The sequence below is a fragment of the Bartonella tribocorum genome (assembly GCF_002777915.1).
GTDB lineage: Bacteria > Pseudomonadota > Alphaproteobacteria > Rhizobiales > Rhizobiaceae > Bartonella > Bartonella tribocorum_A.
Genome location: NZ_NJGE01000004.1, coordinates 91,522 through 112,875, shown reverse-complemented (window position 1 = coordinate 112,875; position 21,354 = coordinate 91,522). Strand labels below are relative to the sequence as shown.

General features: G+C 38.0%; 18 protein-coding genes. 7 read left to right on the top strand and 11 right to left on the bottom strand.

What is annotated here, in order from left to right:
- Positions 1–173: 173 nt before the first annotated feature.
- The 3 genes from CER18_RS02860 to CER18_RS02850 are packed head-to-tail and all read right to left on the bottom strand — an operon-like array spanning position 174 to position 2,730.
- Positions 174–1,094: a metal ABC transporter solute-binding protein, Zn/Mn family gene (locus CER18_RS02860; protein ID WP_100128589.1), complete on the bottom strand. Its 921-nt coding sequence runs from the start codon at positions 1,092–1,094 to the stop codon at positions 174–176.
- Positions 1,095–1,104: 10 nt separating this feature from the next.
- A complete protein-coding gene (locus tag CER18_RS02855; RefSeq protein WP_100128588.1) occupies positions 1,105–1,974 on the bottom strand; it encodes a metal ABC transporter permease in 870 nt (289 codons plus the stop codon).
- Between the two features lie 3 nt (positions 1,975–1,977).
- The gene (locus CER18_RS02850) at positions 1,978–2,730 is read right to left on the bottom strand and encodes an ABC transporter ATP-binding protein (protein WP_100128587.1); all 753 of its coding nucleotides are present in this window, start codon (positions 2,728–2,730) and stop codon (positions 1,978–1,980) included.
- 685 nt (positions 2,731–3,415) lie between these two features.
- Between CER18_RS02850 and nrdH the strand changes: the two genes are divergently transcribed.
- The 4 genes from nrdH to nrdF are packed head-to-tail and all read left to right on the top strand — an operon-like array spanning position 3,416 to position 7,156.
- Positions 3,416–3,640 carry a glutaredoxin-like protein NrdH gene (gene nrdH, locus CER18_RS02845; protein WP_005774163.1) on the top strand — a complete coding sequence of 75 codons (225 nt, stop codon included), beginning with the start codon at positions 3,416–3,418 and terminating at the stop codon, positions 3,638–3,640.
- Positions 3,640–4,038, top strand: a complete 399-nt coding sequence (nrdI, locus tag CER18_RS02840; RefSeq protein WP_100128586.1) for a class Ib ribonucleoside-diphosphate reductase assembly flavoprotein NrdI — start codon at positions 3,640–3,642, stop codon at positions 4,036–4,038. The genes nrdH and nrdI overlap by 1 nt, the downstream gene beginning before the upstream one ends.
- On the top strand, positions 4,020–6,170 hold the full coding sequence (nrdE, locus tag CER18_RS02835; protein WP_100128625.1) for a class 1b ribonucleoside-diphosphate reductase subunit alpha: 2,151 nt from the start codon (positions 4,020–4,022) through the stop codon (positions 6,168–6,170). The genes nrdI and nrdE overlap by 19 nt, the downstream gene beginning before the upstream one ends.
- Before the next feature lie 11 nt (positions 6,171–6,181).
- Positions 6,182–7,156, top strand: coding sequence for a class 1b ribonucleoside-diphosphate reductase subunit beta (gene nrdF, locus CER18_RS02830; protein WP_100128585.1), 975 nt, complete (start codon positions 6,182–6,184; stop codon positions 7,154–7,156).
- On the opposite strand, the gene prmC is transcribed toward nrdF, so the two are convergent.
- The 4 genes from prmC to secA form a co-directional block, all read right to left on the bottom strand.
- Positions 7,153–8,019, bottom strand: coding sequence for a peptide chain release factor N(5)-glutamine methyltransferase (prmC, locus tag CER18_RS02825; protein WP_100128584.1), 867 nt, complete (start codon positions 8,017–8,019; stop codon positions 7,153–7,155). The genes nrdF and prmC overlap by 4 nt on opposite strands.
- On the bottom strand, positions 8,016–9,092 hold the full coding sequence (prfA, locus tag CER18_RS02820; RefSeq protein WP_100128583.1) for a peptide chain release factor 1: 1,077 nt from the start codon (positions 9,090–9,092) through the stop codon (positions 8,016–8,018). The genes prmC and prfA overlap by 4 nt, the downstream gene beginning before the upstream one ends.
- A gap of 221 nt (positions 9,093–9,313) precedes the next feature.
- The gene (locus CER18_RS02815; RefSeq protein WP_100128582.1) at positions 9,314–9,805 is read right to left on the bottom strand and encodes a Fur family transcriptional regulator; all 492 of its coding nucleotides are present in this window, start codon (positions 9,803–9,805) and stop codon (positions 9,314–9,316) included.
- Complete coding sequence (gene secA / locus CER18_RS02810; protein WP_100128581.1) at positions 9,744–12,461, bottom strand: preprotein translocase subunit SecA; 2,718 nt, start codon at positions 12,459–12,461, stop codon at positions 9,744–9,746. Before secA ends, CER18_RS02815 begins: the two co-directional genes overlap by 62 nt.
- Before the next feature lie 421 nt (positions 12,462–12,882).
- On the opposite strand from secA, the gene CER18_RS02805 reads away from it, so the two are divergent.
- From CER18_RS02805 to mutT, 3 genes are all read left to right on the top strand, one after another.
- Positions 12,883–13,836: a peptidylprolyl isomerase gene (locus tag CER18_RS02805; RefSeq protein ID WP_100128580.1), complete on the top strand. Its 954-nt coding sequence runs from the start codon at positions 12,883–12,885 to the stop codon at positions 13,834–13,836.
- A gap of 149 nt (positions 13,837–13,985) precedes the next feature.
- Positions 13,986–15,218 (top strand): bifunctional glutamate N-acetyltransferase/amino-acid acetyltransferase ArgJ, encoded by a 1,233-nt coding sequence (argJ, locus tag CER18_RS02800; RefSeq protein WP_100128579.1) that lies wholly within the window; start codon positions 13,986–13,988, stop codon positions 15,216–15,218.
- Positions 15,219–15,340: 122 nt separating this feature from the next.
- Positions 15,341–15,754, top strand: a complete 414-nt coding sequence (gene mutT, locus CER18_RS02795; RefSeq protein WP_100128578.1) for an 8-oxo-dGTP diphosphatase MutT — start codon at positions 15,341–15,343, stop codon at positions 15,752–15,754.
- A 1,059-nt stretch (positions 15,755–16,813) separates the two neighbouring features.
- Here mutT and CER18_RS02790 read toward each other — a convergent pair.
- The 4 genes from CER18_RS02790 to CER18_RS02775 all read right to left on the bottom strand — a co-directional run bounded on the left by CER18_RS02790 (position 16,814) and on the right by CER18_RS02775 (position 21,324).
- Positions 16,814–17,674 (bottom strand): NlpC/P60 family protein, encoded by an 861-nt coding sequence (locus tag CER18_RS02790; RefSeq protein ID WP_100128577.1) that lies wholly within the window; start codon positions 17,672–17,674, stop codon positions 16,814–16,816.
- Between the two features lie 160 nt (positions 17,675–17,834).
- Positions 17,835–19,202, bottom strand: coding sequence for a leucyl aminopeptidase family protein (locus CER18_RS02785; protein ID WP_100128576.1), 1,368 nt, complete (start codon positions 19,200–19,202; stop codon positions 17,835–17,837).
- Positions 19,203–19,215: 13 nt separating this feature from the next.
- Positions 19,216–20,160, bottom strand: a complete 945-nt coding sequence (gene coaA, locus CER18_RS02780; protein WP_245410034.1) for a type I pantothenate kinase — start codon at positions 20,158–20,160, stop codon at positions 19,216–19,218.
- Positions 20,161–20,334: 174 nt separating this feature from the next.
- Positions 20,335–21,324 (bottom strand): asparaginase, encoded by a 990-nt coding sequence (locus CER18_RS02775; protein ID WP_100128574.1) that lies wholly within the window; start codon positions 21,322–21,324, stop codon positions 20,335–20,337.
- Between the last annotated feature and the right edge of the window lie 30 nt (positions 21,325–21,354).

Below are 21,354 nucleotides of genomic sequence, written 5' to 3'. Positions count from 1 at the left end.
TTTTGCAGTTTGAGCTCCATGACATGAGATAGATAAATCCACTTATGGTTTTATCTATCTCAACATCTATAGAGTATAAATTTGTTCTGTAAAATTAACTTTATTTCATATCATTTTTTAATATAACCATGGGCTTGTAACTTTATGAACTTTTTTCTTCTATAAAAAGATTTTTAATGTTTAGTGATGGCATTAATGATGGTATTCACATTATGCTCCATCATATCGAGATAAGTTGCGGCAGGACCATTTTCGTTTGACAATGCATCAGAATAAAGGGTTCCACCAATTTTTAAACCTGTTTCTTTTGAAATTTGTTTTATGAGACGGGGATTAGAGATATTTTCAACGAACAATGCTGCTGCTTTATTCGCTTTAATTTGTTTGATAAGTTTAGCAACATCAGCTGCGGTTGCTTCAGCTTCTGTTGAAGCGCTTTGAGGCGCAAGGATAGTAAAGCCATATTCTTTGGCAAAATAGCCAAAAGCATCATGAGATGTGATAATAATACGTTTATCTTGAGGGATGGTTGCAATTTTTGCTTTTAGGGCATCTTGTGCTGTTTTAAGTTTTTTGATGTAGGTTTCGGCATTTTTATTGTAGCGTGTACAAGATTGTGAATCAATTTTACAAAAAGCAGCAGCGATATTCTTCACATAGATTTCGACATTGGGAATTGTTTGCCAAGCATGCGGATCAATAATACTGTGATGGTGGTGATGAGCATCATGTTCTTGATGTTTCATTTCGAGGGGAGGAATATTAGCGCTAACCTCGACAAGAAGTGCTTTTGTACCGCTTGCTGTGATGAGGCGGTCAATGAATCCCTCTAAATGAAGTCCGTTGATAAAAATAATCTGAGCGTTTCTAAGAGCTTGAGCATCGTGGGGGGTGGGTTCATAAGTATGGGTATTCGCATTGGGTCCTACAAAAGTGGTCATAGAGATATTGTTGCCTGCTACATTTTTTACGAGATCTGCAAGAATAGAAAAGCTTGCAACAACTTTTATTTTATTGTGCGCAGAAGCAGAAAAGGGAGAAAAGGCAAATAATAAAGCACTAAGCAGAACAAATTTTTGAGTAAATTTAGACATAATTTTTTCCTTAAATTGAGGACGTATAAAAGAGATGGGGAAACCATGTTACAATAAAACCGCGTGGACTTATTAGGCAGGAAATAAGGTAAATAAATCCTGCGGCAATGATGATAGCAGGGCCAGAGGGCAGTGAGAGATGAAAAGAAAGCAGAAGACCACATACGCTAGAAATGATACCCAAAAGAGTGGAAAGCACACAAATAGGGCCTAAGCGTGAAAACCAAAAACGAGCTGCAATCGCTGGAATCATCATAATGCCAACGGAAAGTAATGTTCCTAGGGATTGAAAGCCTCCAACCAGATTCAATACGACAAGTCCAAGCAATGAGATATGAATATATTTACTCAATGGAGAAAGTGATTTAAAAAAGAGGGGATCAAAACTTTCTAAAACAAGCGCACGCCAAAAAACAAAAAGGCAGCAGAGTGTGATCAGCATTATGATAGAGATCAACCAAAGAGCTTGCGTATCAATTGCAAGAACCGATCCAAATAAGAGATGAAGCAGTTCAATGGTTGAATCTTTCAGTGAGATAATAATGACGCCTGCTGCAAGTGCAATAAGATAAAAGACGGTCATGGATGCATCTTCTTTCTGAAAGCTATTTCGTGAAATTAAAACGGTTGCTAAAGCAACAATAATACCAGCAAAAATACCCCCAAGTGTCATAGATATAAGAGAGAAGCCGCAAATGAGAAAAGCAGTTGCAACACCAGGAAGAATAGCATGAGAAATAGCATCTCCTGTCAAACTCATTCCACGGAGCATCAAAAATACACCAACAGGACAAGCGCTAATAGAGAGCAGAATAGAGCCGATAAGGGCATTCTGCATGAAGTGGAAATCAACAAAAGGGGCAAGAAAAAATGCATACACGTCTTATAACCTGATAAAGAGAGAATCATTAATAGGAGGGTGCTGTTTTGGTGTACGAATACACAAAGAGTTTGAGAAGAGGGAAGGTATAACGTTGTGAATGGTGTTGTCGAGAAACTGTGTTGTTTCTCCATAAAAGGCGTTTTGTTGATTAATTTGAATCATTTGAGGAAAAAATTCTTGCACGACGAAAGGGTCATGGAGTGCTGTGAGAACTGTACGTCCTTGCTGTTGCCAGTACGTGATCAGTGCAAGAAGGTCTTTTTGAGTATTACGGTCGATACCATTGAAAGGTTCGTCAAGCAAGATAATATCGGCATCTTGTACAATGATACGTGCAAAAAGGGCGCGTTGTAATTGCCCACCTGATAATGTTTCAAGCGAACGGTTGGCAAGTGCTGTGAGGCCGACCATTTCAAGTGCGTTCTGAATCTTAGAATCATAAGGACGCTGATTTTTCCACAATCCACAAAAAGACCATAATCCTGTTTTTACAAGTGTTTTTACATCAATTGGAAATGTTTGGTCTATATCACATTGCTGAGCAAGATAAGCAATGCGGCTTTTTTTAGGTTTTGTAATTTTCCCTTTAAGAGGTTTTATCAATCCGGCGATGGCTTTGAGCAATGTTGATTTTCCAGCACCGTTATCACCCGTTATTGCGATCAAGGAACCTGCTTTTAACTTTGCTGAAAAGCCCTTGATCGCTATCCTATTCCCATAGCCTAATGTTGTCTTTTTAAAATGCAGATCCATAACGTATACCATCTTTGCTTATTATCTTGGATAACTATGTAATAATATAACGTTTGTCAATAAAATGTTATATTATTACATAATTTTGTGTGTTGAGTATTTTAGTGGGAAGATCGTGGACAATTCAAAATAATGGTCGAATTTTTCTTGACGAAAGAGAGAGAGTATATACTATATATAGTGTCAAAATGATTGGTGATTCTAAATAAGCACAAGAGAGGGTGTTAGTGTGTTTCGTTTGGTATCTAAGTTATTTCCAACGTTATCGTAAAAGTTTGTTGAGCAAGGATATAATGATATTCTTGCTGAGCTATCTCTTTTGGAAGAATTTCTTTTCATTTTTGTAATTGATTTTTGCCGTAAAAGAGTAAAACAGAACTCTTGAAAACGGTGGTTTAGAACGTTAGTTTTTTAGACAGCAGGAGGGAATTGTTTGCCAAGCAAAAGGTTGTTTTATGACTAGGGAACTCCATTTAAGTTGTAGAATAATCGCTTATTCTCATCATATTCTTTGAAGTTATTTGATGAGAGATTCCGTTATTTTCAAGAAGCTGTGTGCTGTTTGAAAATAATCGCGCGTTTTGCGTACAATTTCTGTTGTTTGTTATTCTTGAGTACCTATAAAATTATTAGATTAACTCTCTTAGGTAGGGTTGATTGTTTTGAATTGTGAAAGTTGAAGAAAATGTCGATCACTATTTATAGCAAACCATCTTGTGTTCAATGTGATGCTACACGCCGTGCTTTTGATGCAAAAGGCATTCATTATCGTGTTGTTGATATTTCCTGTGATGAACAAGCATACAGTTTTGTTCAATCTCTGGGGTATCGTCAGGTTCCTGTCGTTGTTTGTGGTGAGAATCATTGGTCTGGTTTTAGACCAGATATGATTAGTGGCCTCTGTGCTTAATGGGGCTCATTGTTTATTATTCGAGTGCAACGGGTAATACAGAACATTTTGTCTTGCAGCTTGGTCAACGACTCTTCAAAATTGATAAAAGAAATCCCTCTGCATTCGTTGGTGAACCTTATGTACTGGTTGTTCCTACCTATGCAGATGGAGAAGGAAGAGGGGCGGTACCGAAAGCTGTTATTCGTTTTCTTAATGAAGCTGAGAATCGCAAGTTAATTCGTGGCGTCATTGGCAATGGGAATCGCAATTTTGGGCGCTATTATAATTTAGCCAGTAAGATCATTGCTGAAAAATGTTGTGTACCTTGCCTTTATCGTTTTGAGCTACGTGGCACTGATGAAGACGTTATTTGTGTAAAAAAGGGATTGGAAAGATTTTGGAAACAATTGGGATAGAACAGTCGCAGAAATCCGATCAGATTACGGATTATCATGCGCTGAATGCAATGCTTAATCTTTATGATGAAAATGGTCATATCCAATTTGATATGGATCGGCTTGCTGCACGGCAATATTTTCTTCAGCATGTTAATCAAAATACAGTTTTTTTTCATAACCTGAAGGAAAAAATAGATTACTTAATAGAAGAAGGTTATTATGAAAAAGCCTTATTTGAGCTTTATGACTTTTCTTTCATTAAAAAGCTTTTTAAACGCGCTTATGCATTTAAATTTCGTTTTCCTACCTTTCTAGGCGCATTTAAGTACTATACCAGCTATACACTAAAGACTTTTGATGGGAAGCGTTATCTTGAACGTTATGAAGATCGTATTTGTCTTGTGGCCTTATATTTGGCACAAGGGAATAAAGCTCTTGCTGAAAGTTTTGTGGATGAGATTATTACAGGGCGTTTTCAACCAGCAACGCCAACATTTTTAAATGCTGGCAAAAAACAACGTGGTGAATTGGTTTCGTGTTTTTTGCTCCGTGTTGAAGATAATATGGAATCGATCGGTCGTGCGGTTAATTCGGCTTTGCAGCTTTCAAAACGTGGTGGAGGTGTGGCACTTTGTTTAACAAATTTGCGGGAGGCTGGAGCGCCGATTAAGCAAATAGAAAATCAATCATCCGGCGTTTTACCGGTGATGAAACTTTTGGAAGATTCTTTTTCTTATGCCAATCAGCTTGGGGCTCGACAAGGGGCTGGAGCTGTTTATTTGCATGCACATCATTTAGATATTATGAAGTTTTTGGATACAAAGCGTGAAAATGCTGATGAAAAAGTCAGAATAAAAACGCTTTCGCTTGGGGTGGTTATTCCTGATATTACTTTTGAGCTTGCACGGAATAATGAGGATATGTATCTTTTCTCATCCTATGATATTGAGCGTGTGACAGGTAAACCCTTTAGCGATATTTCTTTAACAGAGCATTATCGCTCTTTTGTTGATAATGCAAAGATTCGTAAGAAGAAAATAAGTGCACGCGTTTTTTTTCAGACATTAGCGGAAATTCAATTTGAGTCTGGTTATCCTTATATTTTATTTGAGGACACTGCTAATCGATCCAATCCGATTGCTGGGCGCATAAGTATGAGCAATTTATGTTCAGAAATTTTGCAGGTAAGTGAGGCGAGTGAACTGGAGACGGATTTAACCTATCGCACGATTGGAAGTGATATATCCTGTAATCTTGGATCAATGAATATTGCCAAAGCCATGGAAAGTCCTGATTTCGGACAGACGGTGGAATCTGCTGTTCGCGCCCTTACTGCGGTTTCGGATATGAGTAATATTGCTTGCGTTCCGTCCATTGCGAAAGGCAATGCTGAAAGTCATGCGATTGGTTTGGGACAGATGAATTTGCATGGGTTTTTAGCCCGTGAGCAGATCTATTATGGGTCTCCAGAAGCGATTGATTTTACTAATATTTATTTTTATATTGTGACATATCATGCCATACGAGTTTCCAATTTAATTGCGCGCGAACGTCAAGAAATGTTTGCAGGGTTTGAAAAATCAGCTTATGCAGATGGACGTTTTTTCGAAAAATATATTGAAAAAGAATGGAAACCGCAATTTGCACTTGTACAAGAGCTTTTTGCACGGAATAATATTGTTATCCCAGATCAAAAGGATTGGCAGGAACTCAAGAAAGACGTTATTGAGTATGGGCTTTATAACCGCAATTTACAGGCTGTTCCCCCTACGGGATCTATTTCCTATATTAATCATGCCACTTCTTCTATTCATCCAATTGCTTCAAAAATTGAAATTCGCAAAGAGGGAAAAATTGGGCGCGTTTATTATCCTGCTCCTTATATGGATAATACGAATTTAAATTTTTACCAAGATGCTTATGAGATTGGTCCTGAAAAAATTATAGATACCTATGCTGCTGCGACACAGCATGTTGATCAAGGTCTTTCATTAACACTATTTTTTCCGGATACCGCTACCACACGTGATATTAACCGCGCACAAATTTATGCTTGGAAAAAGGGGATAAAGAGTATTTACTATGTGCGACTGCGACAAGTTGCATTGAGTGGAACAGAAGTCGATGGCTGTGTTTCGTGCAGTTTATAGGAGGTCATCATATGACAAAGATTACAACCAAAAATCCTATTGTGTCTGCTGTTAATTGGAATAGATTACACGATGAGAAAGATCTTGAAGTATGGAACCGCTTAACTGGGAATTTTTGGCTGCCTGAGAAGGTTCCACTTTCCAATGACATTCCCTCATGGTCAAGCTTAACGGATGAGGAACGTAAATTGACGATTCGTGTTTTTACGGGATTAACACTTCTAGATACGATTCAAAATACGGTAGGAGCTATTTCATTGCTTGCTGATGCGATAACAGAGCATGAGGAGGCTGTTTTGACGAATATTGCGTTCATGGAAGCGGTTCATGCACGTTCTTATTCCTCTATTTTTTCAACCCTTTGCTCGACGGTAGAAGTTGATGATGCATTTAGATGGTCAGAAGAAAATAGTCATTTACAGAAAAAGGCTCGATTAGTCCTTGAGCGTTATGAAGCAAACGATCCACTCAAGAAGAAAATTGCCTCGACTTTGCTAGAAAGCTTTTTATTTTATTCTGGTTTTTATTTGCCCATGTATTGGGCTAGTCGCGCTAAGTTGACCAATACAGCAGATCTCATTCGACTAATCATTCGTGATGAAGCAGTCCATGGTTATTATATAGGGTATAAATTCCAATTGGGCTACGCAAAGCTTGAGGAAGCCAAAAGACAAGAAATTAAAGATTTTGCTTTTAATTTGCTCTTTGACCTTTATAACATCGAGTGCAAATATACCGAAGATCTTTATGATGCGCTTGGATTGACGGAAGATGTGAAAATTTTTCTTCATTATAATGCCAACAAGGCTTTAATGAATTTGGGTTTTGAAGCTCTTTTCCCTCCTGAGGTTTGTCGTGTTAATCCTGCGATTTTAGCAGCTTTATCACCAAACTCTGATGAAAATCATGACTTTTTTTCAGGGGCTGGTTCTTCCTATGTTATCGGCAAGGCGGTTGCGACTACAGATGATGATTGGGAATTTTAATGCTTGCATGCAAACAGAAGTGCGCGGGGGATCCCGCTTAGATCTTTGCGCATTTCTAAACATTTAAAACCATTTTTTTCAAACAAATCGCAGACTTCTTTTTCTTGAGAGTAACCGATTTCAACAGCAACATAGCTGTTTTCTTTTAAGTAGTTGGCTGCTTCATGGGCAAGCTTTCGATAAAAATCAAGCCCATCTTTTCCCCCGATAAGAGCACGCAATGGATCATATAAGCGCACTTCTTTTGCAAGTTTTTTGATATCTTTTGCGGGAATATAGGGAGGATTAGACACAATGAAATCAAAGCGATCTGAGACAGAATCAAACCAATCGCTAAGAAGAGGTGTGAAGCGATGTATGACTTCAGCATTTTTTGCATTTTTTGTAGCTGTTTTAAGGGCATCTTCAGAAATATCGACCGCCACTGCAGAGGATTGAGGAATTTGTTTAAGAATAGCAATAGCAATGGCGCCACTTCCTGTTCCCATATCAAGAAGTGTTGTTTTTCTGGAATTTTCGACCTGTTTTTTGAGGAAAGGGAGAACAAGATCGATGAGCGTTTCTGTATCCGGACGGGGCTCTAATGTCTCTTGAGACAACGCGAAAGATATGCCATAAAATTCTCGTGCTCCTATAATACGGTAGATCGGTTCTCCCGCGATACGCCGTTGTACAGCTTGTTCTATTTGTATAATGTGCTCAGAAGACAGATGCATATCTGGGTTAGAAATTCTTATCGCAGCATTGATCCCTGTTATCCATTCGACAAGTATTTTCGCATCGAGATGGGCTTCAGAAATTCCTTTCGTGCGCAATTTTTCTTGCGTTTGTTGAATGACATTTTTGAAAGAATATTTACTCAATTATTATCCATTTCCATCAGGAGTGCTGTTTGGTGATCTGAAATGAGTGCATGAATAATCTCATCAAGATCTCCTTCTAAAATGCGATCAAGCTTGTACAGGGTTAGATTAATACGGTGATCAGTGACACGTCCTTGTGGAAAATTATAGGTACGAATACGTTCTGAACGATCACCAGAGCCAACTTGGCTTTTACGAGAAGCTGAACGTTCACTTTCTACCTTTTGTCGTTCGATATCGAATAAGCGTGCCCTTAAAATTTGAAGAGCTCGTGCACGGTTTTGGTGTTGTGATTTTTCTGCTTGCACGACCATGATTCCTGTTGGGATATGCGTGATACGAACAGCTGAATCTGTTGTATTGACATGCTGTCCTCCTGCTCCAGATGCACGCATTGTATCGATACGAATATCTTCAGGACGAATATCGATATCAATTTCTTCAGCCTCTGGAAGCACGGCAACGGTTGCTGCTGATGTATGGATACGTCCTCCAGTCTCTGTTTCAGGGATACGTTGCACACGATGGACACCTGATTCGTATTTTAATTTAGAAAAGACACCTTTTCCTGAGATGGTAGCAATAATCTCTTTATATCCCCCAACTTCCCCCTCACTGAGTGAAATAACCTCTACTTTCCAATGGTGAGCATGGGCATAACGTTCATACATGCGGAAAAGATCACCAGAAAAAAGTGCTGCTTCTGATCCACCCGTTCCTGCTCGAATCTCAACAATAGCGCTTTTTTCATCTGCTACATCTTTAGGCAAAAGCAGAATTTGGAGTTCTTTTTCAAGTTGCTCTACTTTTTTATGTAATGACGGTAGCTCTTCTTGAGCAAGATTACGCATTTCTATATCTGTTTGTTTATCGTTGATAATCGTTTCTAATTCTGTAATCTCTCCGTAAAAAGCATTTAATGCGCGTATAGAGGCAATAACGGGTTGTAACTCTGCGTATTCAGAAGCTAATTTCACGTATGTTTCAGCATTTGGATTGGTCGTCATTTGGCTTTCAATTATTTCAAAGCGCTTTTCAAGCTGTTTTATGCGATCTTGTGGCAAAGAAACCATGATAATATTGGCCTAATTTTTCATAATACAATTTTTTACAAATATTTTATTGCAATGCTTTTTTGTTATCACACTGGCAATGAATGACCCTATAGCATCATACAAAAAGCGGTAATAAAGCAGAAAAGCTTTTTTGCCAATGAAAACTATTCTATTTTCAAGGTAAATTTTTATAAAATGCAACTGTCTGAGATATCTTCATCTCATGGCATATCATCTTTTTAAGAGTTTTTTTTTCCATAAAGTTCAAGACGATGATGAATAATATCATAGCCAAGGGATTTTGCAATTTCCTCTTGCAATTTTTCAATAACATCCGAATGAAATTCGATAACTTGTCCTGTTTCTATATCAATGAGATGATCATGATGTTGCCCATCTGCTTGCTCAAAACGAGATGGGCCACCACCAAAGGTATGACGGTGAATTTTTCCATTTCCTTCCAATGTTTTCATAGTTCGATAAACCGTTGAGAGTGAAATACTCGAATCTATCTTATTTGCACGCTCAAAAATCTCAAATGCATTAGGATGATCATTTGTATCAGCCAAAATATCAAGAATAACACGCCGTTGGCGCGTTACTCTTAAACCAGCTGTGCGCAATTCTTGCTCATAGTTTCGCTTTTTATTCATCTTCATTGTTTGCTTTTCAAACAAAGGCACCATGACAATGTTTGTATTTTTTCTCTGAACCGCAAGGACAACGTTCATTGCGTCCAACTTTTCCCCATGTGGTTACATCGTTGGGGTCACGGTCTTTTGGATTAACAAACCTATTTTCTTGTGATCGTGCCCATAAGGGTGGACCATTTTCTTGATTTTGATCATTAAAAACAGAAGAATCAGCACCAGTTTGTTCAGGCATGGATGGCTCGGTAGGTTGTTGAATAATTTCAAAGCGCATAAGTTTAGAAATAACAATTCGGCGCAAATTTCTCAACATACTTTGAAAGAGTTCAAAAGATTCTGTCTTATACTCATTGAGTGGATCTCGCTGTGCGTAACCACGAAAACCAACAACAGAACGCAAATGGTCTAAACTAACCAGATTTTCACGCCATAGCGTGTCAATAGTTTCGAGCAATACTGCTTTGTGAAAATAAGCCATAACCTCTGGAGAGTAGCGTTCAGTACGCTCATTTTCAAGTTTTGTAACAGCATCCAAGATACGCTCTAAAATTTGTTCCTCGGCAATTCCATCTTCTTTTGCCCATTCTTCCACAGGAAGCTCAAGATTAAAGAGTTGTTTAAGTTCCTCTTCGAGAGCTTTTACATCCCATTTTTCAGAATATGTTCCAGAGGGAATATAAGTCTCTACAAGATCTTCCACGACTTCATTGCGCATTTCATGGATCATTTCTGATAAATCATCTGCATTCATGACCTCCATACGCTGTTCAAAAATAACCTTGCGTTGATCATTCATGACATCATCATATTTTAGCAGATTTTTACGAATTTCAAAGTTCCGTGCTTCGACCTTTTTTTGTGCTTTTTCAAGGGCTTTATTAATCCACGGATGGATAATAGCCTCATTTTCTTTCAATCCAAGTTTTTGCAGCATACTATCCATACGGTTGGAACCGAAGATACGCATAAGATCATCTTGAAGAGAAAGAAAGAACTTTGAGCGACCGGGATCGCCTTGACGCCCAGAACGTCCACGAAGCTGGTTATCAATACGGCGGCTTTCATGACGTTCAGTCGCGATAACGTAAAGCCCTCCAGCCGCTAAAGCTTTTTCTTTAAGTTGTTTGACATCTTTTTTGATTTCTTCAATTTTAGCCGTTCGCTCTGGTCCTTCGGGGATATCCTGTAATTCTTGTCGGATACGCATGTCAACATTACCACCAAGCTGTATATCCGTACCGCGTCCTGCCATGTTGGTTGCGATGGTGAGAGCTCCAGGAACGCCTGCTTGTGCAATGATGTATGCTTCTTGCTCGTGATAGCGAGCATTTAAAACTCTAAAATCGGTAATGCCTTCTTTTCGTAAACGCTCTGCCAATTGTTCTGACTTTTCAATAGAGGTTGTGCCAACAAGAATAGGCTGTTTTTTTTCGTGCGCTTGACGGATATCACGCACAATTGCCCGATATTTCTCTTCTGCTGTTCGGTAAATTTCATCATCTTCGTCAAGACGTTGTACGGGTAAATTGGTAGGAACTTCGACAACGTCAAGACCATAAATATTTCTGAATTCTTCGGCTTCTGTTGTTGCAGTTCCAGTCATTCCAGATAGTTTTCTATACATACGGAAATAATTTTGGAAAGTGATGGAAGCAAGTGTCTGATTTTCTGGTTGGATAGCAACACGCTCTTTAGCTTCTAAGGCTTGATGAAGTCCTTCAGAATAACGACGTCCAGGCATCATTCGGCCTGTAAATTCGTCAATGATAACAATTTCATCATTGCGCACAATATAATCTTTATCGCGAACAAAAAGTTTATGGGCTTTTAGAGCATTATTAACATGATGAACGATAGCGACATTTTCTATGTCATAAAGACTTTCACCTTTAAGATACCCTGCCTGTTCAAGCATTTTTTCAATTTTTTCAGTACCAACTTCAGTAAAGGTCGTTGTCTTTTGTTTTTCATCTATTTCATAGTCTTCTGGAATTAAAGCAGGAATAAATGTATCAATAAGGTTATAAAAGTCAGTACGATCTTCTAGAGGACCAGAAATAATAAGGGGAGTACGCGCTTCATCAATGAGGATAGAATCCACTTCATCGACAATTGCGTAATGATGTCCTCGTTGAACCATTTGATTATGATCGAAAGCCATATTATCGCGCAAATAATCAAAACCTAGTTCATTATTTGTTGCATAGGTGATGTCACATGCATAGGCTTCTCGGCGGGCATCGCTATCAAGATCATGAAGAATCACACCCGTTGTAAGCCCTAGAAAACTAAAAATTTTTCCCATTGTTTCAGCATCACGACTGGCGAGATAATCGTTTACTGTTACAACATGAACGCCTTTACCTTCTAATGCGTTGAGATAAATTGGCAGGGTTGCCATTAATGTTTTACCTTCACCTGTACGCATTTCAGCGATACCACAGTCGTGAAGAACCATCCCACCAATAAGCTGTACGTCAAAAGGACGCATATCATAAACACGTTTTGCGGCTTCACGAACCGTTGCGAATGCTTCCGGTAAGAGTACATCAACACTTTCACCTTCACTAAGGCGTTTACGAAAAGCATCTGTTTTTTGGCAAAGCTGTTCATCACTTAATTTTACGAACTGTTCTTCCAAAGCATTAATTTGTGCAACTTTTTGGCGGAGTGCCTTGAGACGTCTCTCATGAGCTGAACCAAAAAGTTTACGTGCAAAAACACCTAGACTGACCATCTCTGGCCCTTTCTTTTAATTGTTGTCACTCTTGTTGGGAAATTCATATGCTCTCCCATGCTCCACATTTTCTTTAAGTTTTCTGATATCATGAAGTGCAGATGGTACCATTATACTTGCCGGTGTGCAATTTTTCACTTTAAATTGTAAAGTAGAGATAAGAGGCGAAGGGCGCTATGTCAACTTTAGGTATGTTATTTAATGGATACAATACAAAGTATTTTAAGATACAATATGCCATTTTTCTCTATTATCATGTTTTTCATTAGCATTAGATAGGGTTGGAGGAACTAAGATAAAAGGATGATTTTGCACTTTTTAAAATAAATTACTCATTTATTTCTCTATGTTTAAAGGTTAAAGTGTTATGGTAAAGAAAATTGGAATCTTGAACCTGCCTTGCATTTTAAGGAGTATATTTATGAAATTTAACTTTATCACGCTGATTTTAGCATCAACTTTATTGGCAAGTACAAGTTTAGGGGTGAGAGCCCAAGAAAATTTGAATTCATCGTCGAATGATTTAAAGGCTTTGGAGAAAACTTCTGAAAAAGCTGTTTCTCCATCTCATGTTATGGCCGTTATTGATGGGAAGAATATTACAGCAGGCCAATTGGATGAGTTAGCGCTTGAAATAAATCCTAATTTAGCACGCTTTCCTGATGAACAACGCCGTATTATGGTCTTAAAGGCTTATTTGGATATGCAGGCACTTTCAAAAGAAGCAAGAAGCAAAGGTCTTGATAAGACGGAAGCTTACGATAAACGTATGGCAGTTATGCGTGACAATGTACTTCAACAACTTTATTTTAAACAGGCGATTGTTGACAAAATATCGGATGCTGATTTGGAAGCTCTTTACAAGCAAGAAATTGCTGCTTTACCTAAAGAGGATGAAGTTAAAGCCCGTCATATTTTGGTCAAAACCAGAAAAGAAGCAGAATCTATCATTAAGCATTTAAATAAAGGCGAAAATTTTGAAGAGATTGCAAAGAAAAGCTCAACAGATGGTTCCGCTGCTGTTGGGGGTGATCTTGGTTATTTTAGCCATGGTCAAATGGTCAAGCCTTTTGAAGATGCAGCATTTGGTTTGAAAGTTGGCGAATACACGAAACAACCCGTTGAAAGTCCTTTTGGTTGGCATATTATAAAATTAGAAGATCGTCGTGTAAAACAACCTCCTGCATTTGATGATGTTAAAGAGATGTTGCGTACACAGTTGATAAAAAAGCGCTATCAAGAACTCATTGTTGATTTGCGGAGCAAGATAGATGTGAAATATCCTGATCCTAATGTTACAAAAATCATGGAATCGCTTAATCAAAATGGGACGTTGCTACCCGATGAGACATCCGATGAAGAAGATACGGAATAACGAGGAAAAATAAGTAGGTAGCCTCTTTAAATAGATCGTTTGCTAGGTTTGTTTTTTCAAAAAAACCTAGCAGTTTTCTATTAAGAGGCTCTTAAGCTGTAATCGTTTTATTTGTTTTTATAGAAAGCATTTTTTATAGAAAGCATATTGTGGTTTTAAAAATATCTCCTTTGATGCCCCAAAATATCCAAGAACTTTCTCCATTATCTGGTGTACGGATAGCAACAGCTAAAGCTGGAATTAAATATAAGGATCGTACAGATCTCCTTTTCATTGTATTCGATAAACCAGTAAGTGTTGCAGGTGTTTTTACACGTTCAAAATGTCCATCTGCCCCTGTAGAGCATTGTCGTGCATCGCTTCCCCATAGGGTTGCGAGGGGTGTTGTTGTGAATTCTGGAAATGCCAATGCTTTTACAGGAAGAAAAGGAAAGCACACAACCAATGAAATCATCTGTGCAGCAGCGAACACTTTAAAGGTTAGAGAAAATGAAATTTTTATAGCTTCTACGGGTGTTATTGGCGAGCCAATGGATGCATCGGGTATTGTAAATCTTTTACCAAGTATGGCAGAGACAGCAGAAGAGGGAAATTGGTTGGAAGCTGCAAGAGCCATAATGACAACGGACACATTTCCAAAACTTGCTACGCGCACTTTTGATTGCGGGGGAGAGACTGTTACCATTCATGGAATTGCAAAAGGTGCTGGTATGATTGCACCCGATATGGCAACAATGCTCTCATTTGTGGTCAGTGATGCGACGATTTCTTCGGATATGCTTCAATCCATGTTATCAGAAGCTGTTCAGGGGTCTTTCAATTCGATTACTGTCGATAATGATACCTCAACTTCAGATACGCTTATGTTGTTTGCGACAGGAAAAGAAAGCTTTCCTCTCCTTACGCAGAGAGCTGATCCACGTTATGAGGTATTCTCAAAGCACTTGCATGCACTTTTGCATGAACTTGCACTTCAAGTTGTGTGTGATGGTGAAGGTGCGCGTCATTTAATTGAGGTGAATGTGAGTGGTGCTACAACAGACAATGCAGCCAAAACGATTGCTTTATCAATTGCAAATTCACCACTTGTAAAAACGGCTATTGCCGGTGAAGATGCAAATTGGGGGCGAGTCGTTATGGCGGTTGGGAAGGCAGGTGTTGAAGTTGATCGTGATTTGTTGATGATTTGGTTTGGTGAATATCGAGTGGCAGTGAATGGCGAACGAGATCCTGCGTATTGTGAAGAGGCAATAAGTTCTTATATGCAAGGTAAACACATTGCAATTCGTGTTGATATCGGTTTGGGCGCTGGTGAGGCAACGGTTTGGTCTTGCGACTTAACAAAAGAGTACGTTATGATCAATAGTGATTACAGAAGTTAATGGATGCACGCTTTATTCTATATTTATGGCCTATTATTAAAAAAAGAGAATGAGATATATGAATTCTTTTTGAGGTAAGGGAATATGATACAGAGACTGTTATATTCTCATTGGAGAGCGATATGTGTATAAAAAATCCCCTTCTTCTTGTTGTTGCCTGCGCATTGTTAGATCAAAATAATCGTGTTTTGCTTACCGAGCGTCCTGAAGGAAAATCGTTGGCTGGTTTATGGGAGTTTCCTGGTGGAAAGGTTGAGCAAGGTGAAACTCCAGAAATCTCATTGATTCGTGAATTAGAAGAAGAGCTTGGTGTATATGTTCAGGCAAATAATTTACACCCTTTAACGTTTGCGAGCCATAGCTATGCAACATTTCATCTTTTAATGCCGCTGTATCTTTGTAAGCATTATGAGGGAGTTGCGCAAGGACGAGAGGGGCAAAATTTAGAATGGATTTTTATTAATGATCTTGATAAATATCCTATGCCTGATGCTGATAAACCATTGGTTCAGGTGTTAAAAAATCATCTTCTCTAATGGGGTGTAAGAAGACAATATTGTTTAAATATAGGTATTGATTGATAATTATTAAGTGAGAGAGTCCAGTCTCGTAAAATCCTTCTATTTAAAGTCTGTTTATCCTCAATCAATCAAAATCATGCCTTTTGCATGTTTCACAAGCATAAAATGATGGTAGATAATTGATTTATACTTTTTACGCGTGTTGTTGTGAGTTAGGCTTAGGAACGCTGAGAGATGTCAGGGGTATTTATTTCATGGGATATCGATAATAGGAAAAATTTCGAAAGACTCTTTAGAAGAGAATATTTTGAGCTTGTTATGAGAGATTATTTTACATGACCAATAATTTAAACGTCATCATAATATATTTAGTATAATAACATATTATTTTATAATCATAAATTGTCTTTTTTCTCTTGATTCTCTCGACTAATGATTAAATATAAAAAACATGAAAAGAGGACTGATTAGGGGGATATAATATACGTTTTATCATATGAGAGATGAAGAAAAATCTCTCTAAGTAATATGAATGAAAAATACAAATAACGTAAGAGTGTTTTATGAGATACCTTAAGATATGTCTTTTGGTCAAGGAAGGCAGGTTCTTTAGGTAATACTGAAAATCATTGTATTGCCAATACACAGGTATGTTAAAAGATACATTTCTCGAACGCACTAAGCCCCTTTCGCGTTGTTTTTTTGTGAAAGGTACAATGTTAAAGCCTCTATGGAAATAATATAAAATCTACTGCACGTCATCCTCTTTACGCTTAATAAAAGGGCAAATGGGCACCATCATATATTTTTTCAGCCCCGATTTTACGATAGACCTTGGCATTAGAGAGCATTCATAAGAGGTATTCTTTTCTTAATCATTTTATTCACACATCACACCTGCTTGTGATGCACAGACAGATATTTTTATTAATTCAACATCAAACTTGAAGTGAGAAAATTTTACGATATTTAAAAATTTTTCTCCGGGAAAATGATAACTAATTACCCTATAAACCAATTTACGATATAATAAAAACAGTCAATGAATTGTCTTTAGAGGGGGCTCTATTAAGTTTATTGAGTTGGACGACGTTTTGCGATGGGATATCGTTGATATGTTTGAGCAATACGTGTAATGACTCCCTCTAGCGGTTCGATCGTAACGTCCATAGAGAAGCCATTTGCATGAATGATATTTTCATGGTCAATCATAATGGCAGCATGACCTTGCCAAAAAATCAGATCACCTCGTTGAAGTTTATCACTATCTGAGAGAGGATTTCCGATAGTTTTCTGCTGCATATCAGTATCACGTAAAACCCTCTGACCAGTCATTATCATAGAAAGTTGGATGAGTCCTGAGCAATCAATTCCAAAGCCACTGGCTCCACCCCAAAGGTAAGGTGTGCGGATAAACATTTCAGCAACAGTGACATAATCTTTATACACATTTTCAATGGGACTAAGGTGATTACTAATGATTGCTTTTCCGTTTTCAAGTATAGAATACATGGTTTCACGGACTTCAACTTCATCAACGACACTTACCTTACTTCCCATGGATAAAGGATATTCCATTGGTCCATGCAAATCAGCTTGAAAATATTGAAAAGTACGTGGCACTGAAACGACATGTGTTTGTTTGACAGTTGATATACAAAGCGCTGTTGTATCAATATAGCCAACATAATCATCTTTAAGAGATTGTCCCCATGACATCGTTTCTCCATGTTCAAAAATAAGAAGTTCTTCCCCGAATAAGCACTCTGTCTGCATTTCGCTTTTTTTATTGTTTTCTTTAAACAGTCCAGCAACAGGTACATTAACACGTCTTTTTTCACCTTGCACAAAGCGCTGTGCTTTAATTTCTGTTTCAAGACGTTGATCTGCTAGATCTTCTCGGAATGCATGTAATCTGGGATCTTTAGAGATCATTTATTTACCTTTCATTGTATCTTTAAATAGATTCATGACGACAGCACAAACAGAACACCTCATCTTTTTAAATTAAAGCACAGAGCATAATTTAAGATGATAAGAAAATTCTTCTGAACCAATAAAATCGTTCATCTTTGTGGATATTTTGTGTCAAATTTCATTTTTTAAAAATATTATAAAGGGCACGAATAGTTTGAGCTGATCCCCCAATAGGGTATCCTGGTTTTTCTTTTGGAACCCATCCATAAAGGTCAAAATGCGCAAAATGTTCAGCTTTTTCAACAAAAGAATTAAGAAATAAAGCAGCCGTTATAGAGCCAGCAAAGCTATTTCCAGTTACATTATTAAGATCAGCAATTGGTGATGATAACATCTCTTGGTAAGGTTTCCAAAGGGGCATTTGCCAAAGAGGATCAAAAACAGCGTGAGCCGATTCAGAAATTTGTTGTGCCCATATTGAATCATTACAATAAAATGCAGGAAGATCTGGTCCTAATGCTATACGTGCTGCTCCTGTTAAAGTAGCCATGCAAAGCATGAATTTTGGACTTTCTTCATCACCATAGGCAAGTGCATCAGCAAGGACAAGTCGTCCTTCAGCATCTGTATTACCCACTTCAACACTTAAACCTTTACGACTTTTGAGAATATCACCTGGTCGATAAGCATTCGCAGAAATTGCATTTTCTACAGCTGGAATCAAAACACGTAGACGGAAAGGTAATTTTGCATCCATGATAAGTTTAGCCAATCCCAAAACGTTTGCTCCACCTCCCATGTCTTTTTTCATAAGCAACATGTTATTGGCTGATTTAATATCCAGTCCTCCTGTATCAAAAGTTACGCCTTTGCCTACCAACGTTATTTTAGGATGATGTTCTTGCCCCCAGTGTAACTCAATCAGTCTTGGTGCAGTACTGCCTGCTCTTCCTACGGCATGAATCATCGGAAAATTATGGGTTAAGAGATCATCTCCACAAATAGTTTGGACATGAGCACCGTATGTTTTTCCTAATTTTCGTGCTTCTACTTCGAGAGTATCAGGGGTCATATCATTGGCTGGAATATTGATGAGATCACGGACGAAGAAGACAGCTTCATAAATGCGTTGGAGCTCATTAAGATCAACAGCCTTATTGACATGGATAGATAATGACTTAAAAGAAGAGTTTTGACGATAGCGATTAAATTGATAGCTTCCCAGAGCCAATCCAAGATAGGCATTTATTTCATCAGAGGTTTCACCTTCTAAATGCCATTGACCAGCAGGAAGTTTTTGAGCAAGCAGTCCTGTAATAAAGGGATCATTACCGTTGCCAATTCCAAATAAAACTTTTTTTAAATGGCCTGTTTCGTGAGGAACAAAGAGTGTTTGTCCTGCTTTTCCAGTAAAGTCATTCACTTTTATCCATGCTGTTGTTGAGGCATCAAGTGATAAGTTGGCAAGATTTCTTTGGTTTACCAAGATAATAGGGCAACTGTTATCGATACGTGTTGAGGTAAAATGAATGGGATTCTGGTGCATAGTTATGAGATCCTTATAGTCGTCTAAGTGCGACATACTCGACCAAATGATTTTTTCCCTTTCGTAGAATGAGATTGGACCGTGGTCGTGTTGGCAATATATTTTCTTGTAAATTTTTTAAATTAATTGTTTGCCAAATATCCTCAGCGATTTTTGAGGCTTCTTTTTCATTGAGAAGGGCATAACGATGAAAATAGGATTCAGGATTTTGAAAAGCTGTTTTACGTAAACGTTTAAAGCGCTCTAAATACCAGTGACGAATGACTTCTGTTTCAGCATCGACATAGATTGAAAAATCAAAAAAATCCGACACGAAAGGAATGACTTTTCCATCTTTAGGAAGATCACTAACTTGTAATACATTAATCCCTTCAACAATTAAAATATCAGGACGGTTAATGGTAATTGTCTGGTTTTCTAGAACATCATAGGTCATATGCGAATAAAGCGGAGCAGGGACATTCCCAACACCTGCTTTTATAGCCGAAAGAAAGCACAGCAATTTTTTAATGTCATAGGAATCAGGAAATCCTTTACGATTCAGACGATTTTTTTGCTGTAAGATTGCGTTAGGATAGAGAAAACCATCCGTTGTGATCAGATCAACTTTAAGACTAGATGTCCAACGTTTCAACAGTTCTTGAAGGATGCGAGCGGTGGTTGATTTTCCTACTGCTACAGAACCAGCAATTCCAATAATAAAGGGTGTTTTTTTAGTCTCTTCCTGATGGAGAAACTGCTGACGTTTGTGAAAAAGCTCCTGTACTGCTTCAACATGGCATGAGAGTAGACGCGATAAAGAAAGATAAATGCGTTGGACTTCTTCAAGATCGATAGGATCATCAATAGAACGTAAACGTTTAATTTCATCAAAAGTCAAAGTGAGAGGTGTATCGGCACGAAATTCTGACCATTCTTGTGCTGTAAAGACGCGATAGGGCGAATATCGGTCAGAAATGGATTTGACCAAATTATCTTCCTGATTAATTTTTTGTATAGTCGTGTCAATCATTTGTATTTGTCGAGTTTTCTTTTCCACAGCAATCGATTAAGAGCGGAAAGATGAGCTGCTTTATATTCAAATAAATTTTATTTTACATGCTCTCTTCTTTAAAATAATAGATCATTTTTATTAACTTATCGTCCAGTCATTCCAGTGTGCACGGATCTGTGCCAACGAGTGCCCTTGTGCCAAAAAAGCCCATAAAAGCAAACGCGCCTTTACGGCTGATAAATAACCAGACATGAGAGCACCCGAAGCAATCATATCGATTTCTGAGCCTTTATAGCCATAAGTTATACGAGTTGTGGAGCCATTACAACAACGACTAGCAATAATGATTGGTATTTTTTGTGCATATTGTCGTACAAGGTCTGCTTCTTGAAAACTACAGTGTCCTGCACCAAAACCGGCAATAACAAGTCCAGTATAATATCCACTTTCAAGACAGAATTTCATTAATTGTGTATCAGATGATAAAGAGGAATAAAGGAGTGCAACTTGATGATTGTGGTTTTGGGGAAGATCAAACGTTGTCGGGAAAAATTTTTGATTATTAAAATAAATGATTTTTCCTTCCAAAATAGTTCCTAGAATACCTGCGAGACCCGACTGAAATGTTTCAACTTTGACGGTATGGCTTTTATAGAGCCAATACGGTGAATGAATAGTATCATTAATGACAACGAGAACACCTCGATTACGGCTTTGTGGGGCTGCTGCAACACGCGTTGCTGCTAAAATATTAGCGGGTCCATCAGCGCCTGCTTCGTGAGGGGTACGCATAGCACCAGTTATGATGAGTGGTTCAGCTTCCTTCCAATAAAGAGAAAGAAAAAAAGCTGTTTCTTCTAGGGTATCCGTTCCTTGCGTTAATACAATCCCTTCTGCGCCAGCGTTTATTCGTTGTTTTGCCCACTCGATTATTTCAAAAAGAATTTTAAAGGATAAAGATCCACTTGGTATTTGCATTAATGTTTGTGCATGAATCTCAGCTACCTTATTTAAATCAGGAACACTTTTTATCAGGTTATCTGAGGTTAAAGTCGGTTGCATGTGGCCAAAACGATCAGCGGTCATTGCAATTGTTCCACCTAAGGTTCCTATAGCTATTTTTTTCATAATTTTCCTCTATAAAGGCACAAACTGTTT